Source organism: Bacillus sp. jun7, assembly GCF_051034795.1.
In the GTDB taxonomy this organism is placed as follows: domain Bacteria; phylum Bacillota; class Bacilli; order Bacillales; family Bacillaceae; genus Bacillus; species Bacillus velezensis.
The window spans coordinates 3,842,558-3,861,432 of record NZ_CP093219.1 but is presented as its reverse complement, the minus strand read 5'-3'; the positions used below and the strand labels follow the sequence as shown (position 1 = coordinate 3,861,432).

General features: G+C 45.5%; 23 protein-coding genes, 1 tRNA gene and 1 pseudogene. 7 read left to right on the top strand and 18 right to left on the bottom strand.

The window, feature by feature from the left end:
* Nucleotides 1–4: 4 nt before the first annotated feature.
* From comGB to MJQ52_RS19260, 3 genes and pseudogenes are all read right to left on the bottom strand, one after another.
* Nucleotides 5–1,042 carry a competence type IV pilus assembly protein ComGB gene (comGB, locus tag MJQ52_RS19270; protein ID WP_063174751.1) on the bottom strand — a complete coding sequence of 346 codons (1,038 nt, stop codon included), beginning with the start codon at nucleotides 1,040–1,042 and terminating at the stop codon, nucleotides 5–7.
* Nucleotides 1,029–2,099, bottom strand: a complete 1,071-nt coding sequence (gene comGA / locus MJQ52_RS19265; protein WP_070082113.1) for a competence type IV pilus ATPase ComGA — start codon at nucleotides 2,097–2,099, stop codon at nucleotides 1,029–1,031. Before comGA ends, comGB begins: the two co-directional genes overlap by 14 nt.
* A 191-nt stretch (nucleotides 2,100–2,290) precedes the next feature.
* Nucleotides 2,291–3,242, bottom strand: a pseudogene (locus tag MJQ52_RS19260) (magnesium transporter CorA family protein).
* Nucleotides 3,243–3,387: 145 nt separating this feature from the next.
* Between MJQ52_RS19260 and MJQ52_RS19255 the strand changes: the two are divergent.
* Nucleotides 3,388–4,689, top strand: a complete 1,302-nt coding sequence (locus tag MJQ52_RS19255) for a hemolysin family protein (protein WP_094247732.1) — start codon at nucleotides 3,388–3,390, stop codon at nucleotides 4,687–4,689.
* Between the two features lie 37 nt (nucleotides 4,690–4,726).
* Here MJQ52_RS19255 and MJQ52_RS19250 read toward each other — a convergent pair whose 3' ends face one another.
* Nucleotides 4,727–5,557 (bottom strand): STAS domain-containing protein, encoded by an 831-nt coding sequence (locus MJQ52_RS19250; protein WP_321160859.1) that lies wholly within the window; start codon nucleotides 5,555–5,557, stop codon nucleotides 4,727–4,729.
* 71 nt (nucleotides 5,558–5,628) lie between these two features.
* On the opposite strand from MJQ52_RS19250, the gene MJQ52_RS19245 reads away from it, so the two are divergent.
* Nucleotides 5,629–5,699 (top strand) — tRNA-Gln (locus MJQ52_RS19245).
* 63 nt (nucleotides 5,700–5,762) lie between these two features.
* On the opposite strand, the gene MJQ52_RS19240 is transcribed toward MJQ52_RS19245, so the two are convergent.
* Nucleotides 5,763–6,143 (bottom strand): Spx/MgsR family RNA polymerase-binding regulatory protein, encoded by a 381-nt coding sequence (locus tag MJQ52_RS19240; protein WP_003153079.1) that lies wholly within the window; start codon nucleotides 6,141–6,143, stop codon nucleotides 5,763–5,765.
* A gap of 236 nt (nucleotides 6,144–6,379) precedes the next feature.
* On the opposite strand from MJQ52_RS19240, the gene MJQ52_RS19235 reads away from it, so the two are divergent.
* A complete protein-coding gene (locus MJQ52_RS19235) occupies nucleotides 6,380–6,625 on the top strand; it encodes a DUF2626 domain-containing protein (RefSeq protein ID WP_003153078.1) in 246 nt (81 codons plus the stop codon).
* A gap of 40 nt (nucleotides 6,626–6,665) precedes the next feature.
* Here the strand turns inward: MJQ52_RS19235 and MJQ52_RS19230 are convergent, their stop codons facing one another.
* Complete coding sequence (locus MJQ52_RS19230; protein ID WP_003153077.1) at nucleotides 6,666–7,304, bottom strand: MBL fold metallo-hydrolase; 639 nt, start codon at nucleotides 7,302–7,304, stop codon at nucleotides 6,666–6,668.
* A gap of 154 nt (nucleotides 7,305–7,458) precedes the next feature.
* On the opposite strand from MJQ52_RS19230, the gene MJQ52_RS19225 reads away from it, so the two are divergent.
* Complete coding sequence (locus MJQ52_RS19225) at nucleotides 7,459–7,632, top strand: DUF2759 domain-containing protein (RefSeq protein ID WP_003153076.1); 174 nt, start codon at nucleotides 7,459–7,461, stop codon at nucleotides 7,630–7,632.
* Between the two features lie 32 nt (nucleotides 7,633–7,664).
* Here MJQ52_RS19225 and MJQ52_RS19220 read toward each other — a convergent pair whose 3' ends face one another.
* The 5 genes from MJQ52_RS19220 to MJQ52_RS19200 all read right to left on the bottom strand — a co-directional run bounded on the left by MJQ52_RS19220 (nucleotide 7,665) and on the right by MJQ52_RS19200 (nucleotide 11,512).
* Nucleotides 7,665–7,979 carry an MTH1187 family thiamine-binding protein gene (locus tag MJQ52_RS19220; RefSeq protein WP_003153073.1) on the bottom strand — a complete coding sequence of 105 codons (315 nt, stop codon included), beginning with the start codon at nucleotides 7,977–7,979 and terminating at the stop codon, nucleotides 7,665–7,667.
* Nucleotides 7,980–7,984: 5 nt separating this feature from the next.
* A complete protein-coding gene (locus tag MJQ52_RS19215) occupies nucleotides 7,985–9,022 on the bottom strand; it encodes a hypothetical protein (RefSeq protein WP_039254477.1) in 1,038 nt (345 codons plus the stop codon).
* Between the two features lie 72 nt (nucleotides 9,023–9,094).
* Entirely contained in the window at nucleotides 9,095–10,222 is a 1,128-nt protein-coding gene (locus tag MJQ52_RS19210; RefSeq protein WP_094247932.1) for a M14 family metallopeptidase, read from the bottom strand.
* A gap of 82 nt (nucleotides 10,223–10,304) precedes the next feature.
* Entirely contained in the window at nucleotides 10,305–11,267 is a 963-nt protein-coding gene (glcK, locus tag MJQ52_RS19205; protein ID WP_017418148.1) for a glucose kinase GlcK, read from the bottom strand.
* A 35-nt stretch (nucleotides 11,268–11,302) separates the two neighbouring features.
* The gene (locus MJQ52_RS19200; protein WP_007408313.1) at nucleotides 11,303–11,512 is read right to left on the bottom strand and encodes a YqgQ family protein; all 210 of its coding nucleotides are present in this window, start codon (nucleotides 11,510–11,512) and stop codon (nucleotides 11,303–11,305) included.
* Between the two features lie 251 nt (nucleotides 11,513–11,763).
* Between MJQ52_RS19200 and nhaC the strand changes: the two genes are divergently transcribed.
* Nucleotides 11,764–13,074: a Na+/H+ antiporter NhaC gene (nhaC, locus tag MJQ52_RS19195; RefSeq protein WP_052018748.1), complete on the top strand. Its 1,311-nt coding sequence runs from the start codon at nucleotides 11,764–11,766 to the stop codon at nucleotides 13,072–13,074.
* A 76-nt stretch (nucleotides 13,075–13,150) separates the two neighbouring features.
* Here nhaC and MJQ52_RS19190 read toward each other — a convergent pair whose 3' ends face one another.
* From MJQ52_RS19190 to rpmG, 3 genes are all read right to left on the bottom strand, one after another.
* Entirely contained in the window at nucleotides 13,151–13,324 is a 174-nt protein-coding gene (locus MJQ52_RS19190; protein WP_003153061.1) for a hypothetical protein, read from the bottom strand.
* A 70-nt stretch (nucleotides 13,325–13,394) separates the two neighbouring features.
* Nucleotides 13,395–13,949 (bottom strand): 5-formyltetrahydrofolate cyclo-ligase, encoded by a 555-nt coding sequence (locus tag MJQ52_RS19185; protein ID WP_038459203.1) that lies wholly within the window; start codon nucleotides 13,947–13,949, stop codon nucleotides 13,395–13,397.
* Between the two features lie 78 nt (nucleotides 13,950–14,027).
* Entirely contained in the window at nucleotides 14,028–14,177 is a 150-nt protein-coding gene (gene rpmG, locus MJQ52_RS19180; RefSeq protein ID WP_003153056.1) for a 50S ribosomal protein L33, read from the bottom strand.
* Between the two features lie 347 nt (nucleotides 14,178–14,524).
* Between rpmG and MJQ52_RS19175 the strand changes: the two genes are divergently transcribed.
* Together MJQ52_RS19175 and MJQ52_RS19170 are read left to right on the top strand one after the other, a co-directional pair.
* The gene (locus MJQ52_RS19175; protein WP_003153047.1) at nucleotides 14,525–14,878 is read left to right on the top strand and encodes a hypothetical protein; all 354 of its coding nucleotides are present in this window, start codon (nucleotides 14,525–14,527) and stop codon (nucleotides 14,876–14,878) included.
* Nucleotides 14,875–15,339 (top strand): endolytic transglycosylase MltG, encoded by a 465-nt coding sequence (locus MJQ52_RS19170; protein WP_003153042.1) that lies wholly within the window; start codon nucleotides 14,875–14,877, stop codon nucleotides 15,337–15,339. Before MJQ52_RS19175 ends, MJQ52_RS19170 begins: the two co-directional genes overlap by 4 nt.
* A 97-nt stretch (nucleotides 15,340–15,436) precedes the next feature.
* On the opposite strand, the gene pstB (MJQ52_RS19165) is transcribed toward MJQ52_RS19170, so the two are convergent.
* The 4 genes from pstB (MJQ52_RS19165) to pstC are packed head-to-tail and all read right to left on the bottom strand — an operon-like array spanning nucleotide 15,437 to nucleotide 18,869.
* Complete coding sequence (gene pstB, locus MJQ52_RS19165; protein ID WP_094247731.1) at nucleotides 15,437–16,219, bottom strand: phosphate ABC transporter ATP-binding protein PstB; 783 nt, start codon at nucleotides 16,217–16,219, stop codon at nucleotides 15,437–15,439.
* 11 nt (nucleotides 16,220–16,230) lie between these two features.
* On the bottom strand, nucleotides 16,231–17,037 hold the full coding sequence (gene pstB, locus MJQ52_RS19160; RefSeq protein ID WP_070082116.1) for a phosphate ABC transporter ATP-binding protein PstB: 807 nt from the start codon (nucleotides 17,035–17,037) through the stop codon (nucleotides 16,231–16,233).
* Between the two features lie 18 nt (nucleotides 17,038–17,055).
* On the bottom strand, nucleotides 17,056–17,940 hold the full coding sequence (gene pstA / locus MJQ52_RS19155) for a phosphate ABC transporter permease PstA (RefSeq protein WP_094247730.1): 885 nt from the start codon (nucleotides 17,938–17,940) through the stop codon (nucleotides 17,056–17,058).
* Entirely contained in the window at nucleotides 17,940–18,869 is a 930-nt protein-coding gene (gene pstC / locus MJQ52_RS19150) for a phosphate ABC transporter permease subunit PstC (protein WP_007612605.1), read from the bottom strand. Before pstC ends, pstA begins: the two co-directional genes overlap by 1 nt.
* Between the last annotated feature and the right edge of the window lie 6 nt (nucleotides 18,870–18,875).

Here is an 18,875-nt window from a genome sequence, read left to right as displayed (position 1 = left end):
TCCCTTACATTTGGTTCATCATCTGGTACATCGGCATCAGCATTGACATGTAGACAATTAAAATCATACCGGCCACAACACCGTAAATGACAGGCTGGAGAATGCCGGTATACTTCGCCGCGTTTTGTTCAAGACGCTCCATCATAAACTGGCTGTACGTATAAAGTTCGCGGTGAAGCAGGCCGTTTGCCTGTCCGTGGCTGACTGCAGCCGCAAGATCTTTTTCATAACACGGATGCCCGGAAAGAGCGGATTCTATGGTTTCTCCGGCTTTCAGACGTGTAATGAGCATCTCTGCTTCTTCACGATAAAAAGGCAGAAAAGATTGTTCTTTAAAAGCTGTTAAGCTGTCATAGATAGAAAGGCCGGATTTCAGAAGACTGCTGAGCTGTAAAGAGAAAAAGTAGCTGTTAAAAAGAACGGCCGCTTTTCCTAAGAGGGGTATTTTCACAACAATGAGCATTTTATCTTGCGGGGATTTTTTCTTACATAAGAACCAAACGTACAAAAACAAGCAGAAAGCGGCGGACAGCGCCAGTGCGCAGGCTTCATGAAAATGCCGAAAAAACGCAAAGATGAAAGCAGTCGCACCGGATGTATTCATATTCATTGATTGATAAATCCCAGAAAACTGCGGAATAATTAAACTTTGCAGAATATAAAACATGACACAGACGGAAGAAATTAAAAACATCGGATACCGGAGCATTTTTTTGATTTGATTCGTCTGCATGAGCTTTCTCTGTAATAATTCGCCGCTTTGTTTCATCGCCCCCGGCAATTCTCCGTGTTTCTCTGCGAAATAGCAGATAGAGACGGCTTCTTTATGAAAAGACAGTGCCTCAAGCACTTCGTAAAACGCATCACCTTCCCTCAGCCGGCGGATTCCGTCCGTCAGCTCTGCAAGCTGACGTTTATGCAGCTGGAGTTTCAGCAGTCTGAGCCCTTCAATCAGACTGTATCCTTTTTCCGTCATTTCACCGAGCCTTTTCAAAAAAGCCGCTTGATCCTTCAACGGCCAGGTTCGTTTAATCCGCTTCATGATACACCCACCGATCGTAATTGTCGGTCGTGACATAGCCGAGCGCGATTCCTTTTCTGATCAGCCTGCGGAGCGTCTGATATTGAAAATTGGCGTGCTCTCCCTTTGCTTCCCGAAAGCATTGGGTGAGGTTTTTCCCGTAGAGCAGTTCATAAATGCCCGCACGGCGTGTCTGCCTGTACATCCGGCAGTACACCGAACAGTTTTCCTCTTTGCAGAACGGACATGTTAAATCAACCAGACGCTGAGCAGCGATGGCAATGACGGTTTGTTCAATTTCTGTCATGTTCACCCCAAACTCCAGCAGTCTGTATATGGCGCCCTTAGCATCCCTTGTGTGCAGGCTTGAAAGAACGAGGTGTCCCGTCATGGCCGCGCGGACTGCGATTTCAGCCGTCTCGGCATCCCTGATTTCCCCTAAGATGATCATATCGGGATCATGTCTTAAAATCGCTTTTAAACCGGCGGAATATGTGACTCCGGCTTTTTCATTCACCTGGACTTGCAACACATCCTCATCTCTTGTTTCTACGGGGTCTTCAAGCGTGACAATCCGCCGGTTGAAATGCCTTTTTGCATAGTTGACAAGCGAGTAAAGGGTGGTCGTTTTTCCAGATCCGGTCGGTCCGGTAAACAGAAGCAGGCCGTGCGAATGCTTCAGAAAGGACAATAGTGCGGCGCCCGCCCCCCGAAATAAAGACAGTTTATCCAGAGGGGGAATCTGCCGCTTAGGCAAAAGCCTGATGACAAGACTTTCATCATTCATTGTCGGCAAGGTTGACATTCTCAAATGAACGGTTTCCGTCGGAAGCGGCAGAGACAATGACCCGTTTTGCGGCTTACGTCTTTCTCCTATATCCATGGCCGATAAAAACTTGAAATGAGAAATAAGCCTTACGCATTCCTCTTTTTTTAAGACTCTTTTTTTCACAAGAGCATGGCCGATGCGAAAATGAATGAAAGCATCCTTTTCTCTCGGCACAATGTGTATATCTGAAGCCCTTGCTGTATAGGCCTCATTTATGATGTTCCTGCTGTATGTTTCAATATTTTTCACAAGACTTTCCTCCTTCCGCACGTATTGTAAATCAGATACACAAAAGCCGGCAAAGGAGAGATTATGCGTTTTACACTGTGTAAAACGCAAAAAAATAAAAAATAAGCCCCCTGACTTTGATTTACTGAATGAAATCCGGAACCATTCGGCCATTTTCAGCCATCAAAAAAGCAGGCGTATGCCTGCTCTTCTTAGCGTTTCTTTTCTTTCCGCAAATATTTTTTTTGATGCTCCCTCAAAATGTCCCCTGTCCAGCCTTTCTGCCGCAGATAAATATAAATCAGCAGGGTTGATACAATAATGAGCACGATGGAACAGATATACGCATATTTCCAATGAAGCTCCGGCATGTTATCAAAGTTCATCCCCCAGAGAGCTCCAAGCGCGGTCATCGGTGTAAAGAGAGTTGTAAAGATCGTCAAGGCTTTCACAATTTCATTTCCTCTTTGGGAGGTAATGACTTCCTCGGCGTGCAGCAGATTGCTCAGTTCCTGATCAAACTCATTGATATATGTAATCCCTCTTTCCATCTTATGATGAGCCCTGAGGTAATCTTTCTGCCTGTCATTTTTCGGGAGAAACGCTTCTTTTAAAGCCATTTCCACTTTTTTTAGCTCCCAGTGTAAGACCTTTCCAAATGAACAGCTCATGGCGCAGTTTATGCACATTTTCCAAGATTCCTTTGCTGTTGTCATCATGAATCTGCCATTTCAGCGTCCGCTGCTTGACTTCAAATTCATCCAGTCCGATCAGATAGGAATTCATCAGCTCTCCCAGCAGAACAAAAAAGCCTTCAATCGGATTTTCACAGGTTTGAATCTGCTGTGTGGCATGCTTTTCTTTTACACCGCGCAGCAGCGAAAAATCAAAATTAATCGTAAAAAAGAAGTCTCTCGTAATATAAAAGTGAAATACGGTATGGTTTTTTTCATCATCTAATCCTTGATGATAGATTAAAGATCCGAAAACCGCTTCATTATTCTGATCATTTGTATCTGAGCGCAGAAAGTTTATATGATTTTCATGTTCAAACCACTTTTCGCATTGCGGCCAGTGATTGTGATGGATCATTTTTTTCGCTTCCGCTTTTTCATGCGGACCGAGCTGGTACCACAGCCAGTCCGCTCCCGAATGTACCTTCATCTCTTGTCATCCTCCAGTATCGCTTTCTTGTTTTATTACCGTAAATGAAGCAGGCTAAACCAGGTTCGATGTTTGAGCAGCTTTCTACAGTGGTATTATTCCGAAAAAAGGGAGGTGCAAGCCTTCCTTCGCGGAAGGCGTTACATTGTATATCATCAAACTATCTGCCATCGTACTATTTATTTTATTAACGGCGTGTTTTGTCGCCATAGAGTTTTCAATTGTTAAAGCAAGGCGCTCCCGCATTAATCAGCTCATTGAGGAAGATGTAAAAGGAGCAAAAGCAGCCAAGCATGTCATTACACACCTCGATGAATATTTATCGGCGTGCCAATTGGGCATCACCGTCACCGCTTTGGGGATCGGCTGGCTGGGTGAACCGACAGTCAAAGCAATGCTTCAGCCGTTATTTTTAAAAACCGGAGTTCACGAAGCGGTTGCCCAAGTACTGTCATTGATCATCGCCTTTCTGCTGGTTACATATGTGAATGTCGTCATCGGCGAACTCGCCCCGAAAAGTTTTGCTATCCAAAAAGCCGAGCGGATTACACTTTTATCTGCCAGACCGATGATTTTGTTTTATAAGTTAATGTTTCCGTTCATCTGGCTGCTCAATCATTCCGCCCGCCTGATTACAGCCATGTTCGGCTTGAAGCCTGCTTCCGAACATGAAATGGCTTATACGGAAGAGGAATTGCGGGTGCTCCTTGCCGAAAGCTATCGAAGCGGCATGATCAAAAAAAGCGAGCTGCATTACGTAAATAACATTTTTACATTTGATAAGCGCACTGCCAAAGAAATTATGGTGCCCCGGAATGAAATGGTGAGCCTGCCGTTAGACAGCGGATCGGGACATATGCTCCGGGACATTATCAAAACAAATAAATATACCCGGTATCCCGTAGTAAAAGGAGATAAAGATCATGTAGTCGGCATCATCAATATTAAAGAAGTTTTATTCAGATTCCTGTCAGAAGGAGGGGCGTTTACAAAACACGAACTCAGCCCTTACATCCAGCCGGCGATCCACGTGATTGAGACGATTCCGATTTATCAATTGTTCGTTAAAATGCAGCGGGAACACGCCCATATGGCCATTCTCATTGATGAGTACGGCGGGACCGCGGGATTAGTAACGGCGGAAGATATCATTGAAGAGATCGTCGGCGAAATCCGCGACGAATTTGATACAGACGAAACACCTTCCGTTCAAAAGCTTGGGAAGAACCGCTATCTCCTGAACGCCAAATTGCTGATCAGTGACGTCAATGATTTACTCGGAACAGAGATTACGGCTGATCAAGTCGATACACTCGGGGGCTGGTTTCTTACTCAGCATATTGAGGCGAAGCCCGGGAGCACCATTGATTTTGAAGGCTACACATTTACGGTAAAAGAAATCGACAGCCATCATATCATGACGATTGAAGCTGACAAAGCTGAATAGCTGAGGGAGAAATCCTCCCCGGCCATTCAGCTTTTTATCATCTTAATGATTCCTTTACGATAAATCCGTTTTTTGCCAGCGCCTTCGCCAGACTCTGCTCTGTTTTCACCTGAGAAAAATCGATGCCGAGCTTCACGACGGTCTGCGCGATTTCCGGTCTGATGCCTGAGATTGTCGTTTCTATGCCAAGAAGTTTTGTGCTGTCAATCACTTTGAAAATCTGATAAGCGACCATCGTATCCACAATCGGCACTCCTGATATATCTAAAAATAAATAAGAAAGACGGAGTGAAGAACATTGGTCAAGCACCGATTCCAAAATCATTTTTGCCCGGTAGGTATCAATTTCGCCGACGAGCGGCAAAATTCCAATACCGTCGGCAATCGGCATAATCGGCGCGCTTAGTTCGTTAATCATTTCCTTTTGGGCGTTTAATTGTGTAACCGTCACTTTATAATATTCCTCTGTAAATACTTCAATCATATGGTCAATTGCTTTGTTCAGCTTCTCTCCCCAATGGAATACCGCATTCGCCCCGGGCTTCTCAGACATCGTTTCACAGCATGTCTGTATGCGGTTCCAGACCAATCTCCGGAATTCTTTAAAGCTCGTGACGCTTTCATAGACCGGTACTTCATGGACGGCCCGGTCCCTTGCGAACTGAAGCGCCCACTTTGTCAGCTCCTCTTCCCCGCCGTCTTTTTCCGATAAAATGCCGGCAACGATTTCAATTAACAGACGGTGCTGCATTTCCGCTTTCTGATCATTTGAAGGCCGCCCCGATTTTGGTATGAGCAGCCACTGGCGTGTGATTTCACCTGATTCTTCAATTAAGGTTCGAGATAATGTTTCATTCAAATGTTTCACGGGTCTCCTCCATTCAAATTACTTTGTATGTATAAATCGGCGCCGGACGCACATACTGTAATTACATCCGATGGGCTATAGCCAAGCGGTAAGGCAATGGACTTTGACTCCGTGATCGTTGGTTCGAATCCAGCTAGCCCAGTCCCGCAACCGCAAAAAACGAAGATTAGCTGATAAATTTGATCAGCGGATCTTCGTTTTTCTCTTATGATACAGATTGATGTACCGTTTTTTTCTTCGTCAGCTTCATCAGTTCTCCCGGATTGTATCCGATAACGAGCTTATTGCGATCGATCAGAATCGGACGCCGCAGCAGTTTCGGCTTCTCAGTCAAAAGCTTCAGCACTTCATTTACAGTCATTTCTTCAATGTTCAGGTTGAGGTTTTTAAATGTTTGGCTTCTCGTCGCCAATATTTCATCAATTCCTTCGGTCGTTAATGATAAGATCTGCTTCAATTCATCAATTGTCGGTGTCTCCCTGAATAGATGGCGCTCTTGAAAGTCAACATTGTGGGCTTTTAGCCAATGTTTCGTTTTTCGGCATGATGTGCAGCTCGGGTATGAATAAAAAATAAGTTCTTTCATTTTTAAAAATTCCTCCCTCGGATAATCCGTCTCTTTGTTAACATAAGTACCCTGAACTTTTTTTCCCTAAACGTATTTCAAAAAGATTTTTCGGATCTTTTTTAGAGAGCGGCATAAGATATAAAACACAGGGAAAGACATAAATTCCACAATAAATATAATCATGAAAATGTTTACATTTTGAGTGCCGATCTATTATAATAAACTTCAGATAGACTCTCGGGAGGGGATAAGGAATGAATCGCATGTTCCGGGTGTTAGGATTTTGGACGGGGATATTTGCAGTCATGTTTTTTCTAGGGGGCATGAAAGACGCTTCTCTTTTGTTTTTTGGACAGACGATCTTTTTCGTATTTCTTTCTTATTTGAATCTGACTGAGCGGATGTATATTTATATTTTTGGAGCTTACTTAACCGTATTTTTCGCCGGATTTACATATTACTCTATTTTTATTATGACACCGGGCGGCGGAACCCATTGAACAGAAAAAGACAGACCGATTATGGTCTGTCTTTTTTCATTTACAGTGAAAAACCATTGATAAACGGGTTTCGCTCCTGCTCTGTCTGGATGTCCGTTTCCGGCCCGTGCCCGCTTAATACAAGTGTATGTCCGGGAAGCGTGAGCAGTTTTTGATGAATGGAATCAAGCAATACGTCCTGACTTCCGCCGTGTAAATCAGTTCGGCCGATGCCTCCCTGAAAGAGCACATCACCTGAAATCACCAGATCCGCGTCCTTCACATAATAAGAAACGCTTCCCGGTGAATGTCCCGGCGTAAACAATGTCTCCAAATGGAAAGGCCCGATGTCCAAAATGCCGTCGCCTTCGATGAGCCGTTCGGCGGGCCGTGCCGTTACGGCAATGCCCCGCAATATGCCTGATCCGTTTAAGGAAGAGTCCTCCAGCCACTTTTCTTCATTTTTGTGAAGATAGACGGGAACATCCCATCTGTCTCTTACTTCGTCAAGTGCGCCGATATGGTCAAAATGGGCGTGCGTCAGTAAGATGGCCAGCGGCTTCAGATTGTTTTCTTTTATGTAATTGTTGATTTTGTCCGCTTCCCCGCCCGGATCAAAAATAAGACAGGACTGATCCTCACTGACAAGAAAATACGCGTTTGCCTGAATCGGACCGGCCGGCATTCGTCTCCATTTCACTTTCATCACCTCTTTATGTATATGCCCTTATTATGAAGGTTTTCTGCGGAAGATTCAATGAATGCGGCCGGGAAAACGCTATCGACAAACAAAATGAAAACGGTTAAAATAAAATGGAAAGATTTTCAGGTTCCAATGACAAAGGAGGAGCATGATGTTACTTGTTGTAATCTTCGGCCTTGTCGCATTATTAGCTGTATTAGGAGTCCTGCGGGCTGTCAGACAGAGAAATATCCTGGGATTTTTGTTAGCCGCCGCCACGCTGGGCGTGTTTGGCTGGTTTACCGTAATGACCGTTGTAACCAGCGGCTATCCGACTGCACATTAAAAGCCTGTATCCAATGGATACAGGCTTATTTTTTATTGCTGCAAATGTTTGCTGACACTTTTGATTTTGCTCTCCAGCGTCGTTTCTTTATCACGTCTGTCATCAATGCGGATATTTGTCGCCACTCTGTGCAGCCCTTTTTGAAACGGGGCTTCGTGAATGTCCTGAATGACTGCGAATAAGTCGCTCAGCTCACCTTCAATCAACGTGTTCATCGGCGTGAGCTGAAATTTGATTTTGCCGGCAGCTTTGTAACCCTCCAAAATGTTTTGCACATCCGCTACATACTCACTGACGCTCGGTGTTTTTGTTCCGATCGGAATGATTGTGACATCTGCAATTGCCATTTGGTTCAAACTCCTTTTTCATTTGTTATGATTGGTTCTGTCATGCCTGTTTTCAGTGAAATCAGACGGTCATACGTAAAGCCGTATAAAGCGTATTCCCCGTTCGGAGAGATCTGAATCGGCTCCATTTCCGTGTTTTTGAGCACCGTCCGCTCCCGTTCGTCTCCTAAGTCAAAGCTGATCAGATTGTAAGAGCGGCCTTCAGGCTTAAATATGTAAAACCGCTTGTGTGTCTGATCGTAATCATATTCCATCGGCGCAAAGCTCTCATACTTTTTTTGGAGAGGAAAGCGGTGTGTCACGGATGCCGGCTTTTGGAAAAGGAACTCGCCGTCTCCGTCCGATTGATCCGTTTGTCTGACGGCAATCGTCATGCCCGGGCGGGAATCAGCCCAGATGACGTGATGAAGCACTCTTTTTTCTTTTTTCGTCTGCAAGTCATAAGAATATAAAGGACCCTCTTCCTCCGTTTTTCCTTGCTTGATATATTGGAATTCATCAGTGGAGGTCCAATGAACAAAAGGGGCCTGAACGGGACTCTTTTTTAAAATGCCGTTGTTCATATCGGCCGTATAGGCTGTGAAGTCCCATGTTTCAGTAAAAACGGTAATCATCATTTGATACGGGTCATACGGATTCCAAGCCGTCTCCAGCTCATAAGAGTTAAAGGCTTTGTGATAAAGTCTTTTCCCCTGCTTGTTCATAAGCACAAGCTCAGTCTGACCGCTGCTTGTCACCTGTACGAGAATCAGCTGTTTTTTCCGGCTGATCTTTACATTGACAATATTGCCCTTTGTTTCATAGAGCCGTTCGGATTTTCCGCTGAAAAGATCATATTTCATCAGCTGATGATGTGCTGTATACAGAATTGTTCTGTTATCCAGCCATCCTTCCGTTTTTTCCGCTTCCTTTTTACTGAGCGGAACGATTTTCTGTTCTGCCGATTTTGCCGAAACGCCTGTGTCTTGCTGCTGATGAGATGGTTCACAGGCCGCTAAACACAGAACGAATGCGGACAGCAGAACACAAACCAAGTATCTCATCAGCCTTCCCTCCATTCTTTTCTATTGTCCCATATTTGTTTATGTAAACAAATGAGAAATTTCACAGATGTCTCAAAAAACAAGCGACCTCCACAAAATACCTTCCGTCGCTTGATAAATATCAGCAAACTGATGAAAAGGCAAAGGGTTTTTTCCCTTCCCGAGCTCAATGGTATAGCCCTCTTTTCCATACTGCTGTATAAACCAATCCCTAAAACCGGCATGGCTGTCAATGGTTTTAACGCCTTGATAGCGGTTTCCGCTTATCGCTTCAAACTCCCGAATCATCTGAGATGATTGCTCCGGTTCACATCCTTCGTATCCCCAATAAATCTCTTCTCCCTGCGTATGAAGCGCGATCAGCCGGTCAGGCGGCTGATCCGTTATCAGCCGATGCATCGCCTGCGCCTCCGGTTCAGTGAGCGGCGCCGTTCCCGGAAAATCACGGTATGAAGGGGCTTTCGGTTTGCGCCTTTGCTCAATATCCCAATTGGATGGGAAATGTTTATTTAAATCCACACCGTTTATATTCGCCTTCCATTCGCGGAAATCCGGGCGGTGCTCATTTAATTCGTTGAGGAATTCATTTTTTTCTGATAAATCTCCACACCCGTAAAGTACGAGATCAACCCCGTCGGGATTTACGAGCGGAACGAATGACAATGATGTCCGGCTGAATATATCAAGCGCAGAGTGCCCGAAAACGGTTTTATTTTCGCATAATGCCGCGCAATATTCTTTACACCATTTAAGCGCGACCGAGGTGGTGATCCATTCATTGGCATGAAATGAGGCGTTTACATGGACTTTTCTTTCGGCCGTATCCGCACCTATTTTCAGCTCATAAAGCGGCTTTCCCAATACGGAACTGCCGATTTTACGGCATGTGACAAACGGAAAGACATCCGTTATTTTCTCAATTTCTTCATAAACCGATTGGGAGCCGTACACCTTTTCTTCCTTCACCCATTGATCAGCGGAAAGAACGCTTTCACAGTGCCGGATGTATCGCGAAAGCCCGCTCAGCGTCTCAAGCGGCGGACCCTCTGACTGCCCGCTCACGGCAAAGCCGGGACAAAATAATTCATCGCTTTCCGCCATTTTATCAGCGGCTTTCAACAGTTTTTCATCAATTGAAAGCACCTTTGCAATATCTTTCATATGCTGTTTCAATTCAGGTTTGACACGAATTCCCGCCATGTTCATCCCCCTTTTTTTAAAACTATATGACAGGGGAGATAAAAAAAGAAAGCTGCCCGCGATATGGGCAGGCAGACTTTCTTCAGCAGTTTTGATGTTTGAGCCATTCATTTTTGGCAATCCACGCCCCGCCGATGACTCCGGCGTCATTTCCAAGTGCCGCAATCGAAATATCGGCCGCTTCCGCAGAACGCGGGAACGCGGTGATTTTGAAGGTCTCTTCCACTTTTGACCGCAGGATTTCACCCGCTTTAGACACGCCTCCGCCGAGCACGATTTTCGTCGGATTCATGGCGCTTGCCAGATTTCCGAGCACGAGGCCTAAATGTTTTGCGACGTAATCAACGACTTCAAGCGCTGTCTTATCCTGCTGTTTAGCCGCTTCGAACACGTCACGTGCCGTCAGATCGCGCACTTGTAAGAGCGAAGAGTCGGAAACCGCTGCAAGCTTTTCTTTCGCGATGCGGACGATGCCGGTTGCGGACGCAATCGTTTCGATGCAGCCGGATTTTCCGCAATTGCACGGAGCTCCTCCTTCCGGAATACTGCAAATATGACCGATTTCTCCGCCGGCCCCGTTTTTACCGTGAACGATTTCTCCGTTGACGATGATGCCTCCGCCGACTCCGGTTCCAAGCGTCACTAAAATGACATCTTTGGCCCCGTCACCTGCACCCTTCCACATTTCTCCGAGCGCCGCGATATTGGCATCGTTTTCAATGACGGCCGGAATACCCGTTTCCGCCTCGAGATGGTCTTTCAGCGGATAGTTTTTCCACCCCATATTTGTCGTCTCATAGACCATTCCCGTCGCCATTTCCACGGGTCCGGGCGCTCCCATTCCGATCCATTTTACGATCCGTTTCGGCTTGTTCAGTTCTTCCAGCTTCTGATCAAGCGCTTTGGCGATCGTGACCGTAATTGTGTTTCCTGATTTATCGGTCGGAACTTCCCATTTATGCTGAATTTCACCGTACATGTTGATAAAGGCCAGCTTGATGGTTGTTCCGCCAAGATCAATCCCCGCAAACCATGTATCTTCCATAATAATCTCCTTTTCTTATTTAAAATCCTGCTGTGTTATCTGCCTTTGATCCGCTCCGATTCTCTCTGAAGAACTCCGGCGGCTTTTTGCCATAATTCTCTTTCAATCACGTTTGACAAGTACATTTCCTTTAATTCATCTTTCATAAAGTCAATTTCGGCTTGTCTGTCACCGAAATAAACGATATGTCCGAATGACTTAAACAGCTGCTGCACGTCATAAAATGAATTCATCTTCTTCACCATTTCTATTCTTCTTAGTATAAGCGTATTTCATCTCTGATCCGGGCGTCAAGCAAAAAACGATTGGAGAAAATATCCTTGTATTATTTTCATAAATTGTATATTCACAATTGTAAAAAAACACTCATTTATGCGTTTTTCTGTTACAATACTTTCGTGCCCAAAAGCACAAAAGGATTAAAGTTTGATGGGGTGTTGTTTTGAAACAAGAAAAAAGGCTGACGTTCATCTCAGCCATCAGTTTATTTGTCTTGATGTTAGCAGTCATCATTTCCTGCCTGTTTTTCTTTCATACAGAGCCGCATATGCCGCTGTTCTTTTGCGTCATTATTCTGTCTCTGGCAGGTTTATGGCTCGGTTTCTCGTGGGACAGTCTTGAAAAAGGAATTGTCAGCGGATTGAAAAACGGTGTGCAGCCGATTATCGTGCTGGCTTTGATCGGTGTGCTGATCGGCGCCTGGATGTACAGCGGCGCCATTCCCACCGTCACCGTTTACGCTCTGTCAATTATACAGCCGAGTCAGCTGCTTTTGACCGCATTATTTTCCTGCATGATTATCAGCACGCTTGTCGGCTCAAGTCTGACAACTGTCAGTACAATCGGCGTCGCGCTGTTAGGGGTAGCAAGCGCGGCGGGAGTTCCGCTCGAATGGACGGCGGGAGCAGTCATTTGCGGAGCTTGTTTCGGTGATAAAATGTCACCGATGTCCGACACGACGAATTTTGCCGCCGGAATCGGCGAAATTCCGATTTTTAAGCATATTCGCCATATGATGGGCACTACCGTTCCGGCACTGCTGATCACGATCGTTCTTTTTTATATTCTCGGTTCATCTGTTTCAATAAATGCCGCTTCAACGCAAAATATTGAGGCGGTCATTTCCGGAATAAAAGAGGCCGTGCACGTTACGCCTTGGTCGCTTCTTTCACCTCTGTTGGTGATCATTTTAGCTGTGAGACGGGTTTCCGTGATTCCGGTGCTTACCGCCGGTATTATTTCCGCAGGGCTTCTGACTGCTGTTTTTATTCCTGACAGCAGCATTCAAGGATTTATATCCGCCCTGCAAAGCGGGACGGCGTTTAAAACCGGCGACCAGGCTGTGGCCAGCATTATCAACAGAGGCGGGCTCCAATCGATGATGGGATCAGTCTCTCTGATCATGATCGCCTTTGCGCTCGGCGGCCTGATGGAAAAAACGGGCCTGATCGCGGCGCTGCTTCAAGGATTGATAAAAGGCGTGCATACGAAAGGACGTCTTGTCATGGCGACCGTCTTCTCAAGTATAGGCGTAAACCTTGCGACAGGTGAACAGTATTTGTCGATCTTAATTCCGGGTCAATCTTATAAACCTTTATATGACAAGCTCAGTATTAAGCGGATTCACCTTGCGCGGTCGCTTGAGGACGGCGGAACATTGATCAACCCGCTGATTCCCTGGGGAGTAAGCGGCGCTTTTATGGCAAGCGCATTAGGGGTTTCCGTCATCGACTACCTGCCGTTTACCTTTTTCCTGTACATTTCTCCTATGATCTCAATTCTGCTCGGTTTCCTGAAAAAAAGCTGACAATACGAGAAAACCTGCCGTTTTTTACCGGCAGGTTTTCTTATGCAAAAAATCCCGCTGAAAAAACGGGATTTGTTTAAAATGCCTGCTGAATGAATTTGTTTCTGATAAACGGTATTTTTAAAAAGAAATGAATGAATGTCCGTCTGATCCCCGGCTGGCTGAGCACGCTGTTCATCAGACGGTAGCGGTTTTGGTAAACGGCTAAAACAGATACGGCGCATAATGAGTAGATCAACAATTTTTTCATCTTATCCCTCCTGCCCCTATCGTTTGTCAAACAGCGAGAATTATTCCGGTGCAAGAAGTTTTTTATGCGATTAAGCGATGGTTTCAGATTCAGTCACGATCATATCGACCGGAATATCGTGGGGCATGCGGGGAATGCGGTCTGTCAGCTGGCAGTCAAAGAGAAGCGACACGGTACGGCCTTTATAACCGGACAGGTACCGATCATAATATCCTCCGCCGTATCCGATTCTGAAGCCTTCCCGGTCAAAAGCCACGCCGGGCACAATCACAAGGTCAATGTCATTTTGGGCGGCTTTTTCCGTCAGACTCTCGATCGGTTCACTGAGGCCCGCATATACGGTTTCCAGCTGATCATACGCAGAAAATGTACGGAACTCCATTGCTCCCGTCTGCGGAAAGCATTTTGGGATACAGACTTGTTTTTTCTCTTTCCAGGCCTGTTCAATAATCGGCCGTGTCGGAATTTCCAGGCGTGTCGAGATGGTAACGGCGATCACGCGGGCCTGTTTCCATTCTTTTAAAGAAAACAGCGTTTCACGCATGCTTCGGCATTTTTTCTCCCATTCACTTTCTGTCATGTCAGAAAGCTTTGCTTTTATATCGGTTCTGATTTGTGCTTTCACGTTTCTCAAACCTCCCTGAAAGACAAAAAAGCCAGAACTTTATTGAAAGCTCCAGCTTTTTCCGCTGTGTTAAACAGCTTATTTTGTTTCACGGTGTAACGTAGATTTTTTATCACGTGGGCAATATTTTTTAAATTCAACGCGGTCCGGATTGTTGCGTTTGTTCTTTTTAGAAATATAGTTACGCTCACCACATTCAGTGCAAGCCAAAGTAATATTAACGCGCATTATTTTCCCTCCAAACTAAATATCATTTACTTATTCAGACTTATATATAATACCACTATAATGGACGGAATGCTAGAGCTGATTTACATGAAATGTTGTTTAAGTGCAGAAAACATCAGTTTACGCTTCTGATCCTCTGAATGAGCTTGCGTCAGAAGAAGGCAAAATATGACGAAACAGGACAAAAAAGGGCTTTCCGATACGAAATCTATAGAGAAATAACCGTTTGCTCCCCGAGTAAAAAAGATTTTCCGACAAAATTCCGTTTTTTTCTCTATTTCCTTTAGAATGGCGGCGTTTTATGGTATAAAAAAGAAGGGCAAATTAATAATAGAAGGTGATGAAACGTGGAAATTGCTATTATTGCGTTGTTTATCGTCAGTATAGCGCTTATTGCATTCTCATATTCTCAAAGAGATCCGATGAAAGACGTGGAACAGGAGCTAGAAACGCTTCAGCTTTCCGCCATGCAGGAAATTTACAAGTTGAAAAAGAAAATGACGGTGCTTGAAGAAGAATTGCTGGAAACCAACCTCGTGATCCGCAAAGCCAAAAGCAGCGGCATTAACCAAAAAATCGCCAAACAAATCATTTCAAAATATAACAACGGAATGTCTGCGGAAGCCATCGCAAAAGCGGAGCACGTGTCTGTCGAGGACGTCAATACCATTATTAAAGATAATGAGAAGGTGCTCGTATGACAAAACGGGGCATTCAGGCTTTTGCAGCAGGCATGATTTTAGCGACGGCCGTTCTCGCCGCTGTCTTCTATTTGACTGACCATGACCAGGCAGCCGCCGTTAAAACTGAAAAAACAGCATTGACAGAAAAAGAAGTAAACAGCTACCTCGACGATCAGCACAAAGTCTCCGTCAACCGGGATGACTATCAAAAACTGCTTGATTCTAAAGAAAAATCATTAAACAACGACCAAAACACAGACGCTAAAAAGAAAAAAGTAACATACAAACTGACGATTAAAGACGGAATGAGCACTGCTGATGTGTCATCCATTCTTGAAAAAGAAGGGATTATTCCTTCAGCGAAAGACTTCAATGATTACGTCATTGACGCAGGCTACCACAAAGAAATCCGCGCCGGCCATTTCAAAGTCGACTCAGATATGAGCTTTAAAAAAATCGTCAAAACATTAACCCGCTAAAAAAGCTTGCAGGCATCGTCCATTCAGATGGATACGGCCGGCAGGCTTTTTTAATAGGCATATAAAAAGGACCCGGTCAATGGCCGGGCCCGTTTTTTTATCCGAATTTTCCGGTGATATAATCATGTGTTTTTTGATGATCCGGCTGACAAAATATTTTTCCTGTATCGCCCCACTCCACCAGTTCGCCCATATAGAAAAACGCGGTTTGATCAGAGACCCTCGCAGCCTGCTGCATGTTATGAGTCACAATGACGATTGTATACTTTTCTTTCAATATCAAAATCAGCTCTTCTATTTTCCGCGTGGACACGGGATCAAGAGCGGACGTCGGTTCATCCATCAGAAGGACGTCCGGTTTGGTGGCGAGCGCCCTTGCGATGCACAGGCGCTGCTGCTGACCGCCTGACAGTGAAAGCGCCTGCTGGTGAAGGCGATCCTTCACTTCATCCCAGAGCGCAGCTGCTTTTAAAGATTCCTCAGCGATTTCAAGCAGTTTCTTTTTATTTTTTTCGCCGTGAATTCTCGGACCGTACACGACATTCTCAAATATTGACTGGGGAAACGGATTGCCTTTTTGAAACACCATACCGATCTGTTTTCTTAATTCTGCCGCATCCGTCTTTTCCTTCAGCAGATTGCGCCCGTTATAGATCATGTCGCCTGTCACTTTGACATTCGGATCCATTTGCAGCATTAAATTTAATGTTTTAATAAAAGTGGATTTCCCGCAGCCGGACGGACCGATGATCGCAGTTACCTTCCGCTCCTCAAAACCGATCGTAATGTCTTTTAAAGCCTGATGGGCTCCGTACCATACGTTCATGCCGTGAATATCAAATAAATTCTGTGTGTGCACCGCTTCCTTCACAAGACTCACAGTCCTTCCCCCTATCCGAACTTTCCGTTAATGTAGTCATCTGTCTTTTGCGCTTTAGGACTCGTAAAAATTTGTTCTGTCTGCCCGTATTCCACCACTTCCCCGTTTAAAAAGAAAGCCGTTCGGTCAGACACCCTCAGCGCCTGCTGCATGTTATGCGTAACGATAATAATCGAATAATCTTTTTTCAGTTCTGTCAAAAGCGTCTCGATTCTGGCGTTTGAAATAGGGTCCAGAGCGGATGCCGGTTCATCTAAAAGAAGCACGGCAGGTTTCATCGCAAGCGTACGGGCGATACAAAGGCGCTGCTGCTGGCCGCCTGATAACGACAGAGCCGATGAATGAAGCCGGTCTTTGACTTCATCCCAAAGCGCCGCCTTCGTTAAGCTTTCCTCGACCGCATCATCCAAAACGGCTTTCCTGCGTTCCCCTGCATACTTCAGCGCATGTGTGATGTTATTGTAAATGGATTTCGGGAACGGATTCGGTTTTTGAAACACCATACCGATCTCCCGTCTGAGAGACACGACATTAATCGCTTCACCCAAAATATTCAGCCCTTCATAAAGGATCTCTCCCTCGCTTCTTGCCGAAGCAATGGCATCGTTCATTCTGTTAATCTGTCTCAAAAATGTTGATTTCCCGCAGCCTGACGGACCGATCAGAGCCGTCACCGCATGTTTTTCAATATTCATGTTTACATCTTTTACCGCTTGTTTGTCACCGTAATAAATTGATAAATGCTTCACTTCCAAAATCGAAGACTCCGGCGAACGCTTTGTCTGTTCCGCTTGTTCCCTGATGATGTGATCAATCATGTTTTCGCCTCTTTCCGATTAATTTGCCGTAAGCTTTTTATAAATGACAGACCCGAGCCATCTCGCAGAAAGGTTAAACAAGAGAACCGAAATCACCAGCACCGCCGAGCCGCCGTTTGCAATCGCTTCGGCGTCAGGGATAATTCCCTGCGTATTGACACTCCATATATGAACCGCCAGCGTCTCAGCCGGCCTGAAAATGTTGAAAGGAGATGATTCAGAAAACGGGTTCAAATCCGTAAAGTTCAGCCGCGGCGTTGTCAGCCCAGCTGTAAATAACAATGCGGCCGCTTCTCCGAATACTCTTCCTGATGCCAGAATGGCTCCGGTTAAAATTGAAGGAATCGCACTCGGAATCAGCACCGTTTTGACGGTATGCCATCTCGATACGCCTAAAGCGAGAGAAGCTTCTTTCAGCTCCTTAGGGACTGCAGTGAGCGCGCCTTCTGTCACCCGGACCATAACGGGAAGGTTAAAGACCGTTAATGCGAGCGCGCCCCCGATAATCGTGTAGCCCCATCCGGTCAGGTTTACAAACATCAGCATGCCGAACATCCCGATAACAATGGACGGAAGCGAAGACAGCACCTCAATACACGTTCTGATAAAATCGGTGATTTTATTTCGGGGCGCATATTCAGCCATAAAGACGCCGCCCCCCACACCAAGCGGTATCGTGATCAGCATGGTGATAAACAGAATGTAAAAGGAGTTAAAAAGCTGATCCCGTATTCCGCCGCCTGAGGCAATGGCGCTCGATTTTGACGTAAGAAAATGCAAGGAGATTTCAGAGACGCCGTGAATAAGAATGTACAAAAACAATCCTGCCAAAATCGCCGCGATTACAGCGGCGCATAACCCGAATACACCGGTGGCCAATTTATCCGTTATTTTCCGGTTCATTACACTTTCCTCCTAGATGACAAGTAGCGTATGAGCAATATAAACAGAAACGACATGATGAGAAGAACAAGCCCCATAGACCATAACGTATTATTTTCAATACTGCCGTATGTGGTATGGCCCATGTTTAACGTGATAATCGTCGTTAATGTTCCCGCCGTATCAAGCAGGCTTTCCGGCAGAAGCTTTGTATTTCCGATAACCATCTGTACGGCGAGTGCTTCTCCGAACGCTCTTGCCATCCCGAGCACGACAGCGGTCAGCAATGTCGGAAACGCCGCCGGGATAAGCACCTTTCTGATTGTCTGCCACCTCGTCGCACCAAGCGCATATGAACCGTCGCGAAGGTGTTTCGGAAGTGACGCAAGCGCATCAGCGGAAATCGATGTAACAGTCGGCAGAATCATTACCGAGAGTACGATCGTCCCCGCCAGAAGGCTGTGACCCGTTCCGCTTGATTTAAATGAGCCGATAAACGGAACCAATACTGTAAGACCTATGAATCCATAAACGACGGACGGAATGCCGACAAGCAGCTCAATTACCGGCTGCAGCACCTTCTTTCCCCAAGTCGGCGCAATTTCCGTCATAAACACGGCACCCGCAATACCGAGGGGCGCTGCGATCAGAGCGGACAGAACCGTGACCGCAAATGATCCGAAAATAAAAGGCAGCGCGCCGAACTCAGGTTTTGCCTGGGTTGGATTCCAATTCAGACTTGTTAAGAACTCAATCGGGCTTACACCATTTACAAAAAAAGATTGCAGCCCCTTTATGCCGAGAAAAATTGTGATCGCCGCTGATGCCGCAATGATAATCGCGGCACACACAGACACAATCACCCTTCCGCGGACTTCATCCAATTGCCTGTTTTGTTTTGAGCTTATTAAGCGTTCGCTTACAGACTCTTTTTCTCTGTGATTTATCATTTGTTT